Here is a 9967-nt window from a genome sequence, read left to right as displayed (position 1 = left end):
GACCCACAGCTTAGAAGGCTGTTGCTCTAATCCAACTGAGCTACGGAACCATCATTTTTGTTGATGCAAAATTAAGGATTTATTTTGATTTGATGAAACTTAGACGAATTGGAATGAGGTATTTAACAGTATTTAACCGAAAATTGTGGCGTATAGGCAAAATATCGCACACCGCTGGCTAACAATTTGTGGAAAATTACGTATATTTGCAAGATAAGTGCTCCCGTATCCGGTAACAATTCTCATCATGGCAACGCTCGAGCACACTCGGTCGGGCTCATCTTGTTTAATGAAAACAATGGGTATAGCCTTGCACTCAACCGTGAACGTCCGACACCATACATAACTGTATGTCAAAGCCAAATACACAAATTGAAAAATATTATCAAATACATTCAAATCTTATACGATTCATGAAAAAGATTATCTCATTTCTCTTTGCAGCAGCCTTGGCCTTGCCAAGTTTTTCTGCCATTCAGCGTCCCAAATTGATCGTCGGTTTAGTAGTTGACCAAATGAGATGGGACTACCTTTATTATTATTACGACCAATTCCAAGATGGAGGTTTGCGTCGCTTGATCGACGAGGGCTTTAGTTTCGAGAACACGATGATCAACTACGTGCCCACCGTTACCTCCATTGGACACACTTGCATCTACACAGGAGCCGTCCCGGCACTGAATGGAATTGCGGGAAACAATTTCTACGAGAACGGCGTAAAAATGTACTGTTGTGGCGACTCAACCGTGAAGAGTGTAGGATCTAACAGTCGCGAAGGAAAGATGTCACCCCGCAACCTCATCTCAACGGGTATTGGCGACATGTTAAAGATAGCCACTGACTTTCAAGGCAAGGTGTTTGGCGTGGCTCTCAAAGACCGCGCAGCAATTCTGCCAGCAGGTCACGCCGCCGATGCGGCTTATTGGTGGGACCAATCGGCAGGTCACTTCATCACATCATCCTATTATATGAACGAATTGCCCAATTGGGTTAAAAAGACGAACAAACAATTGTGCGTAAAGCCCGGAACTGATGTGAAGACATCGCCCATTGGTATAGTTAAAACCTTTCAAATGGCCGAAGCTACGCTTCTCAACGAGCATCTCGGCGAGGATGGAGTAACCGACCTTCTTGCAATCAGCGTGTCGTCGACCGATGCCATCGGGCACACATACGGAACGAGAGGGAAGGAAAACTACGACACATACATGGAGCTCGACCGCCAGTTGGCGCATTTTCTGAAGGTATTGGACGATAAAGTGGGGCGTGGCAACTACCTGTTTTTCCTCACAGCCGACCATGGCGCCTCGCACAATCCCAACTTCCTAAAAGATCACAAGATACCCGCAGGAGGCCTGGAGACATGGACTTCCTGGAAACCAATGAGGGATCGACTCAGCAACATTTTAGGTATTGCTGGCGACGTGATTATGGCAGAAGATGCTGGACGCATCTACCTTAACCACCAACTGATAGAGAAAAACGGCAAAACGATTGATGAGGTAAAGGCCGCAGTAATCAAGGAACTGGAAAAAGACGAAAACATCCTGTATGTTGTGGATTACGACAAAGCGCTTACCACATCCATCCCCCAACCCATCCGTGAGCGCATCGTGAACGGATACAACAAGAAACGCAGTGGCGACTTGTTCTATGTGCCCAAGGCGGGATTTGAAAACGTTGACAAATCGGCAGACTACAAAGGAACCACCCATGGGCAATGGAACCCCTACGACTCGCACATCCCGTTCGTGTTATTTGGTTGGAATGTAAAGCATGGAGAAACCAGCGAGCCTTCGTACATAGTAGATATCGCGCCCACCATCTGCGAAATGCTCCACATACAGATGCCCAACAGTTGTGTTGGAAACGCTCGCTATAAAACCTGTAACCCCTAACCCTACCCCAACCACCATGTTGGTTAGGGAACCCTTGACAAAACCAGCAGCTTAAGCACAACATCACTTAGGCAGCTGGTTTTGCTGTTTTGCATCGTTTTAACTACAAACAGCGACTTTATTCGCCAGTTTTAGAAATAAGCACCAATCTACAAAAGATGCCTGTTACGCAAAAAAGGCATTGTGATAGCAGAAATACACAGAAAGGTGGATAGACGAAACACTTAGTCAGCAAGCAGCACTTGACTTATGTCAACTTGTAAATTAAATCACGTATATTTACATTTCAATCACATTCCTTCTTTATATTATAATATGAGTAACAATACCAAAGTGTCGTTTTCCGCATCAAAACTAACATATTGTAAAGCAATAGCCCTTTTATAAGCCTTTGTTTGCGGACACCAAAACAAAAATGTAAGCACAGAATGTTAAATATTGCATTTTTAAACTGAAAGTCAATTAGACACTTTCAGTTTTTATAAACCGAAAATTAATTATAAAATAATGTTAATGAATCATTGCTGATACATATTTTTTGTATACCTTTGCACCAGAAAATTAAACCAAGACTAAAAATTTAAGGAGGTACTAAAATGAAAAAAATCGCTTTGATTTCGATGATGATGCTGATGTCTGTCGCAACTTTCGCCAGCAAGCATGTGAGTAACGACGCTGTAGTAGTAGCCGACACCATCTACTATTCTGCTGACCAGTTGAGCGTTTCCGACGCCAGTCAGGCAAGCTACTATCGCCTGCTGATGACTCAGGGCAATGGTGTCGACAAGAAAGACGTGTTCAAGGACTACTATATGGATGGCACCTTGAAGGCAGAGGGCGGCTACAACTTCGTAGACCTCGGCAACGACAAGAATACCATCTTCAATGGTGACGTTGTCACCTACTACGCCAATGGCAAGGAGAAACTCCACGGCAAGTATGTGGACGGCAAGCGCAATGGCTATTTCACCGTTCAACTTCGCGAAGGCGGCGTTGCTGTGGTTAAGTATGTTAACGGCCGTTCAGCCTTCGACCACTTCATGGTAACACGTCCTGACGGTACTCAGGAGGAGCGTCCTCTCTCAGAAATCAGATCTCTCTTACAATAATAACGTATAAAGCAATCATTTTTTGAAAAGGCTTGTAGTCGTGAGACTGCAAGCCTTTTTACATGAATACCCTCGCTTTTTCTTCCATAGAGCAAAGCATTTCCCAGTTTTTTGACGCCACAGCCACACCCGAGCACACTCTGCCCTCATCTTGCTAAACGAAAACGCCACATTGTTTCACATTACAACAAGGCCTGTTCCGTGTGGTTTACAGACATTAGGTCAACGCTCAGGTACGAGAGTTTCCCTTCGTCGCCACACAAACCCTCGTATTGAAGCGGAGAAAATGATACCGTTACAAAGTTTTCAACCAACCTATGATGGCCTGAAGCACCTCTGGCGCAATAGTTTCTTCTATTTGTTGATATTCGAGCACGCTACCTGTTGTGCAATGTTGGAAAAGATGATTCAAACCTTCAAACTTCTTAATTTCATGCCGGCTGTTAATAAGCCCCGACTCCAGCACCTGAATGTTTAACGCACAATCTACTTGGGTATCCTTCGTACCATTTAAAGCCAAAACTGGACATTTTACCTTGTCAAGCGATTTGCTGACATCAACATTTAGCAAATAGCGAAGATAGGGCGTGTCGCACTGCTTGACCGAGCTCTCAAAGACCGGCTTGAGTTCAGCAGGAACGCCTTCAAACGACAGTTGTTCCACTTTCTTACCTTCTGCCAACCCTTCAAAAGCCTGTTGCACAACAGCGCAACAAGTGTCAAGGATACCTTGCGATAGCCCCAACGAGGCCATACTGGCACGATTCTGTCTCATCAACGTTTCTTTACCCGAGGCAGCCATGGCCGCCAAAGTAACTATAAAATCGGGCATTCCTTGTTCTGCCATCATGAGTGCGATGGTTCCACCCTCGCTATGCCCAAGGACACCCACCTTGCCAAATCTTTTCCGCATGACTCTCAGCGCCACTTGCGCGTCGCCCGCAAAATCGCCAGTGGTATACGCATCCATCTGATATCCCTCAAGACCGTAGCCTCTGTCATCGTAGCGATACGACGCTATGCCTTGCCGAGCCAGCGCATCGGCTATCACAGCGAAAGGCTTATGGTCGAACATCTCCTCGTCGCGGTTTTGCAGACCGCTTCCCGTGACCATTACCACCACAGGGGTATTTCTATCACAATGGACCGGCAACACCAACGTCCCCTCAAACGTGAAACCATCATTGGCGAAAGAAACCGTTTCCTCCTTATAGGGGAAGGGCGGAACTGGAGTCTGTGGACGGTTTACTTGTAAAGTTCCGGGCATAAGGATTAAAGGGAATCTCATCCCCATTTGGGTAAAAGTTCCACGAATTGCATTTCCGTCGTTCTTTCCCTCAAAAGTAGCACCAATGGCCGCTATTGTCACACGAACGGTGCCGTCGGCCAAAATTTCCCTTTGGGCTGGAATACCCTTGGCACCCTGCGAAGGCGAATCCATAGTGCAACCATTATCAGCAAAATGAAACACCAATGGCAACTTGGCTCCCTGGAAATCCAGTTCACCTTTCCATGCTCCCTCTTGTGCTTGGACAGAGAGCGCGAGCCACGCCCAAAGCATGACAAACAACAATCTCGTAGACTTCATCTTATTAGGTTTTTCCTTAAACTAGCAGACTTATAATTTTACAGGAAAGCAAGTCATTGGATAACAACAAATTATCCTATGCTTGCATAAGTCAGGAAATTCACTTACCTTAGTGCTGCTAAAAACTCAAATAAAGAATTTCTGACATATGGCAAAGGTAAACAAAAATCTGAGAAAACCACTCCTTTCGGAGGAATTTATTACGCAAGCAAGGCTTTTTATGCGCTTTCACTTGCCAAAGTCGTCAACGGCTCTCTTGGTGTTCGCAGTTCTACCTACAACGGCTACCAGTGTGACGAGATAATGTCAGCCATGTCTGGCGTGTTCCCTCTGTGGCGGTGACTGCGTGGAAGATGTCGACAGCAATGGGGAAAGGGGCGTTGTGTCCTAATTTGAACGTCTTTGGATTTTTATCGTGCAGATATGCGTATGCGCACGATAAAAAATCTAAAGAATATACGAAAAGACTTCGTCTACTAATTTAAGGTTTTTAGTAAACTATTTTATATTATTAATCCCACGCAATAGGTTTGTTTTACCTGTAGGCGTGTGGTTCTGCCCGAAAGAGAAAAATGAGCCAAACTGAAAAGGCCATTTCTCTGTTGAACCCTAAGGAAGCACTAATCCATACGTTGTGCACCCCTGTGATTCGACAGGAAAATGGCCAGTAATCATCACTTAATGATGATTTCAGGATGTGGGCTTAGTCTAACAAAGCCTTTACTTTTTCTTCGAGCACACCCTTGGTTGCTGCACCCACAAACTTGTCGACAAGTTGTCCACCCTTGAAAAAGAGAATTGTGGGAATGTTACGAACGCCAAACTCAGAGGCCACATCATCATTCTCCTCAACATCGCACTTACCGATGACAACCTTACCGTCATACTCCTGTGCCAGCTCAGAGATGATAGGTGCAACCATGCGGCAAGGACCACACCAAGTAGCCCACAAGTCAACCACCAAAGGTAACTCGCCGTTTCTGTAAGTCTCGAAATTCTCGTTAGTAATCTGTACTTCCATTGAATATTATTGTTTAATAATGAATAATTAACTTTTTGTTACGCAAAGTGTTAAGTCATTTTGTTCAAGCTACAATCTAACTAAAACTCCACGATTCTCGTGCCATCCTCTTGCTCAGTTATTGTCACTTTGACAGCGTCGTTCGGCAGAATTTCCTCAATAAGTTCCGGCCATTCCAAGAAGCACGGAGCTCCGCTATAGAAGTAATCCTCGTAGCCCATGTCATAGACCTCGTCAAGCTTCTTGATTCGGTAGAAGTCGAAATGGTAAATGGGGCCTCCCGTTTTTGTCGACTGATACTCGTTGACGATGGCAAATGTTGGAGACGTAATGACATCCTCCACCCCAAGCTCCTCGCAGATGGCTTTAACGAATGTTGTTTTACCGGCTCCCATCTTTCCATAAAAAGCAAACACACTGGCTTGCCCCATGTTGGCGACAAACTCACGTGCCGTCTCACGAATTGTGTCTAATGATCTGATTGTCAGTTTCATCATATTATTGTTTATTTCTAAGTTCTTTTCCGCTCATCCAAGCCGCAAGCTTAATTGACCGAATAACTTAGTTTGTCATTTTGATCCACATAGTTCACCAGTTCTTTGCTCACCTCAATCGGTCTTGCCGACGACTTAAGCAATATGTTGGTGTTGTTCTCATCATCTTTGATGTTGAAGTACAATTCCGTTTTTCCAGGCTTGTCTCCCATTGTCGTCAAGATGTCGTTCACCATTGCCGTGTCAATATCATTGCCATTCACATTGATGGTAAACCGGCTGACCCGTTCGGACTTAACGGTTTGCAAATACTCGATGCTATTGATGTTAAAATAATAGTTGTTGCTGGTTGCGTACCGCTTATCGCACTTGCCTGTGATATACACCGAGCAGTTTTCGGTGAGCATGCCGCTCCATTTGCCCCAGTCTTCGCCAAACAAGGCTATTTCTCCGGGCCCCTCAAAGTCCTCGATGGTGACAATGCCAAATGGCTTTCCCTGTTTGTTGAACCTTTGGTTAACATGAGTGACAATGCCACCAAACGTGATTTCCTCACGACCGGCCAGTTCCTCGTAATTGTCTTTCACCACATCCTTGCAAAGCGTGTTGCACATCTTATGCAATATCAGCGAATAATCGTCGAGCGGATGAGCGGAAAGATAGATGCCCACCAGTTCTTTCTCCTTATTCAGCCGATCGATGCCGCTCCACGGCTCAGCTTCGGGAATGGCGGGAGTAGTGAATCCCACATCGTCCGACATGCCAAAGAGGGAGTTGGCGGCAGCGACTTTGAACTGCTGGTATTGTTTTCCAAAGCGCACCAAAGAGTCGAGGAACACCTCTCCTTTGCCGTTGGGCGCCACATATTGCTCGCGCATCAACCCAAAGCAGTCGAAAGCACCGCTCAGGGCAAGACTCTCAAACGACTTACGGTTTACATCCTTCAAGCTCACTCTTTCCGCGAAATCGAAGATGTCCTTAAATGGCCCGTTGGCAAGCCTTTCCTGCACAATCATATCGGCGGCGCTGCTACCCATGCCATTAATGGCCGATAGACCAAAGCGAATGGCGCCCTTGTCGTTCACACCAAAGCCCACATACGACTCGTTGACATCGGGGCCCAACGTCTCGACGCCCAACGACTTGCACTCTTCCATGAGCTTGGCTATCTCCGTACGAATGGCAAAACGGCGTGTCATCAAGGCTGCCATATACTCGGCAGGGTAATGGGCCTTGAGGTATCCCGTCTGGTAAGCCACCCAAGAGTAGCAAGTGGCGTGCGACTTATTGAAGGCGTAGGAAGCAAATTTCTCCCAATCGGTCCAAATCTTATCAAGCACCTTCGGGTCGTGCCCATTTTTCTTGCCTCCCTCGATAAACAAGGGGTGCATTTGGTCTACAATGGCTTTCTTCTTCTTACCCATGGCCTTACGCAACGCATCGCTCTGACCACGAGTGAATCCTGCAAGCTGACGGCTAAGCAACATCACCTGCTCCTGATAGACCGTGATGCCATAAGTGTCCTTCAGATATTTCTCCATGCAGGGAATATCATACTGCACCAAACTCGGATCATGCTTCCTTCGAATAAAATCGGGAATGTAATCCATAGGGCCTGGACGATAAAGCGCGTTCATGGCGATGAGGTCCTCAAACACAGTAGGATGCAACTCACGAAGGTATTTCTGCATGCCCGGCGACTCAAACTGGAACGTACCGATAGTGCGTCCTTCCTGGTACAACTTGTAAGTTAGTTCGTCATCGATGGGAATATTGTCGATGTCTACGTCCTCGCCACGTGTTTGCTTGATGACCTTACATGCCTCCTTCAACTCAGAGAGCGTCTTCAGCCCCAAGAAGTCCATCTTGATCAGTCCGGTGCTCTCGATGACATGGCCATCATATTGCGTTACCGCACACTTCAGGTTGGGAAAATCTGGGTCGTCGGCAGTAGAGATGGGCACCCAATCGCTGATGGGGTCGCGGCAAATGATAAAACCACAAGCGTGAATACCAACCCCTCGAACCGTACCCTCAAGCTGCTTGGCATACTTAATGGTATTGCGTTCCTTCGGATTGACCGACACCTCTGCGTCGCGCAACTCAGGCGTACACTTGATGGCATTGGTCAGATTCATCTTCATGCCGTCTGGCAGACGCTCAGGAATGGCCTTTTTGAGGGCATTCGTCCGGTCGAGCGGCAATTCCTCCACACGCGCCACATCGGCAATGGAGTTCTTCGTGGCCATACTTCCATAAGTGATGATGTGGGCACAGTTCTCATGGCCATACTTATCCATCACCCATCGAAGCACCTTACCTCTTCCGTCATCATCGAAGTCGGTGTCGATATCAGGAAGGTTCACACGGTCCGGGTTAAGGAAACGCTCAAACAGCAAGTCGTATTTCAGCGGGTCGATCCTGGTTATGCCCAAGCAATAAGCCACCACAGATCCTGCGGCAGAGCCACGGCCCGGACCTACCCATACGCCCAAATCGTTACGTGCAGCATTGATAAAGTCCTGCACGATAAGGAAATAACCTGGGAAGCCCATTGTCTTCATGGTGTGAAGCTCGAAGTTGATGTGCTCACACACATCCTCGGGCACAGGGTCGCCATAGAGTTTCTTGGCTCCCTCGTATGTCAATTTAGCCAAATAGTCGGCTTCAAACTTAATGCGGTAAAGTTTGTCGACACCGCCCAATAGTTCTATCTTCTTGCGTCCTTCCTCGGGTGGCAAGGGATTTTGGCCATTCTCGTCGGTCGTAAACTCCTTATAGATTTCCTCGTCCGAGTACCTTTGGCGCCACAATTCCTCTGTGCCAAAACTCTCAGGAATCGGGAAAAATGGCATGATGGGTCCATGGTCGATGCTATAGATCTCCACCTTATTTAATATGTCGAGCGTATTAGTGAGCGCCTCTGGCACATCCGAGAACACGTCGTTCATCTCGGCCCGAGTCTTAAACCACTCTTGCTTGGTGTAGAGCATGCGGCTTGGATCGTCGAGCTTTTTATTGGTGGAAAGGCAGAGCAAGTGGTCGTGAGCCTCGGCCGTGTCTTGATCCTCAAAGTGGCAGTCGTTGGTACACACCACCTTGATGCCATATTCCTTGGCAAGTTCAAGTATCACTTTGTTGGCACGCTGTTGCAACGGGAATGTTTCGCGATTGGCACGCTGATGCGGATCCTTCACCTCGTGGCGCTGAATCTCCAAATAGTAGTCTTCGCCAAACACACGCCGATACCACTCTATAGCCTCGCGGGCCCCCTCAATGTCACCATTCAGTATCTTGGCGGGCACCTCACCGGCAATACACGCCGAGCAGATAATCAAGCCCTCATGGTATTTTTCCAAATCCCCGCGGTCGGTTCTTGGCTTAAAATAAAAGCCATCGACCCACGCGCGACTAACCAACTTTATTAAGTTCTTATAGCCTTTGAAATTCTTTGCGAGCACTATCAAGTGATAGCCCGATTTGTCGCCGTCGCTTGCGCTCTTGCTCTCCTTGTGGTGATGGGCCACATACATCTCGCAACCAAAGATGGGCTTGAACGGCTCAAGACCTTCTTTCTTCCGGCCTTTGTTGACCCCCGCGCAATAGTCTGCAAACTCCTTGATGCCATACATTACACCGTGGTCGGTGATGGCCATGCCCTTCATGCCATCCTTAACAGCCTTGTCTACCAAACGAGGTATCTTCGATTGGCCATCGAGGACGGAATAGTGGGTGTGGACGTGTAAATGTATAAAATCTTCCATGAATATCGGCGTTTTGAGCGGTAAAGTTACTATTTAATGTCGACATAGCCAAAAGAACCCTCTAAAAATTTGCCACATAAATAAAAAACCCTT

General features: G+C 46.9%; 6 protein-coding genes. 2 read left to right on the top strand and 4 right to left on the bottom strand.

From position 1 onward, the window contains the following. Positions 1-413 precede the first annotated feature (413 nt). Together WKK33_RS06375 and WKK33_RS06370 are read left to right on the top strand one after the other, a co-directional pair. Positions 414-1898, top strand: coding sequence for an alkaline phosphatase family protein (locus tag WKK33_RS06375; protein WP_337932985.1), 1485 nt, complete (start codon positions 414-416; stop codon positions 1896-1898). Positions 1899-2494: 596 nt separating this feature from the next. Then, the gene (locus tag WKK33_RS06370) at positions 2495-3007 is read left to right on the top strand and encodes a hypothetical protein (RefSeq protein ID WP_215760164.1); all 513 of its coding nucleotides are present in this window, start codon (positions 2495-2497) and stop codon (positions 3005-3007) included. Positions 3008-3302: 295 nt separating this feature from the next. On the opposite strand, the gene WKK33_RS06365 is transcribed toward WKK33_RS06370, so the two are convergent. The 4 genes from WKK33_RS06365 to dnaE form a co-directional block, all read right to left on the bottom strand. Continuing rightward, positions 3303-4595 (bottom strand): alpha/beta fold hydrolase, encoded by a 1293-nt coding sequence (locus WKK33_RS06365; protein WP_337932983.1) that lies wholly within the window; start codon positions 4593-4595, stop codon positions 3303-3305. 703 nt (positions 4596-5298) lie between these two features. Next, a complete protein-coding gene (gene trxA / locus WKK33_RS06360) occupies positions 5299-5616 on the bottom strand; it encodes a thioredoxin (RefSeq protein ID WP_287768795.1) in 318 nt (105 codons plus the stop codon). Between the two features lie 80 nt (positions 5617-5696). Further along, on the bottom strand, positions 5697-6110 hold the full coding sequence (gene tsaE / locus WKK33_RS06355) for a tRNA (adenosine(37)-N6)-threonylcarbamoyltransferase complex ATPase subunit type 1 TsaE (protein ID WP_287768799.1): 414 nt from the start codon (positions 6108-6110) through the stop codon (positions 5697-5699). Positions 6111-6160: 50 nt separating this feature from the next. Further along, positions 6161-9874, bottom strand: coding sequence for a DNA polymerase III subunit alpha (gene dnaE / locus WKK33_RS06350; RefSeq protein ID WP_337932981.1), 3714 nt, complete (start codon positions 9872-9874; stop codon positions 6161-6163). Between the last annotated feature and the right edge of the window lie 93 nt (positions 9875-9967).

Origin of the sequence: Hallella sp., from assembly GCF_037460745.1 — a bacterium.
Lineage (GTDB): Bacteria > Bacteroidota > Bacteroidia > Bacteroidales > Bacteroidaceae > Prevotella > Prevotella faecis.
The sequence above is the reverse complement of the archived record's forward strand: the minus strand, read 5'-3'. Positions and strand labels throughout refer to the sequence as shown.

Excerpts from the sequence above, each read along its gene's own strand:
- WKK33_RS06370 (WP_215760164.1), top strand. The coding sequence starts at position 2,495 with ATGAAAAAAATCGCTTTGATTTCGATGATGATGCTGATGTCTGTCGCA.
- trxA (WP_287768795.1), bottom strand. The coding sequence starts at position 5,616 with ATGGAAGTACAGATTACTAACGAGAATTTCGAGACTTACAGAAACGGC.
- tsaE (WP_287768799.1), bottom strand. The coding sequence starts at position 6,110 with ATGAAACTGACAATCAGATCATTAGACACAATTCGTGAGACGGCACGT.
- WKK33_RS06375 (WP_337932985.1), top strand. The coding sequence starts at position 414 with ATGAAAAAGATTATCTCATTTCTCTTTGCAGCAGCCTTGGCCTTGCCA.
- WKK33_RS06365 (WP_337932983.1), bottom strand. The coding sequence starts at position 4,595 with ATGAAGTCTACGAGATTGTTGTTTGTCATGCTTTGGGCGTGGCTCGCG.
- dnaE (WP_337932981.1), bottom strand. The coding sequence starts at position 9,874 with ATGGAAGATTTTATACATTTACACGTCCACACCCACTATTCCGTCCTC.